Origin of the sequence: Jeotgalibacillus marinus (assembly GCF_040801915.1) — a bacterium.
Classification (GTDB): domain Bacteria; phylum Bacillota; class Bacilli; order Bacillales; family Jeotgalibacillaceae; genus Jeotgalibacillus; species Jeotgalibacillus marinus.
On the sequence record NZ_JBFMIA010000256.1, the window covers coordinates 1 to 244 of the forward strand.

1 protein-coding gene is annotated in these 244 nt (G+C 68.4%); it reads left to right on the plus strand.

Going from position 1 to position 244, the window contains the following annotated elements:
• The coding region (locus AB1471_RS17760) for a hypothetical protein (RefSeq protein ID WP_367781039.1) at positions 1-202 on the plus strand (202 nt) is incomplete at its 5' end.
• Between the last annotated feature and the right edge of the window lie 42 nt (positions 203-244).

Here is a 244-nt window from a genome sequence, read left to right on the forward strand (position 1 = left end):
GAGCTGGTACACAGGCGCCAACATCCCGGGAAAGCCGCGCACCTTCATGGCCTATATCGGCGGCGTCCCCGGCTACCGGCACATCTGCGAGGCGATCGTAGAGCAGGGCTATGCGGGTTTCGCCATCGACGGCAGGGCGAGTCAACCGCCGGCGGACTTCGCGGCCCTGATGGCTCCAACCCAGGAAGCGGCGGCGGCCTGAGCTCCGTAACATTGCCAATGCGCAGCCGCGTCCGGCGCGGCG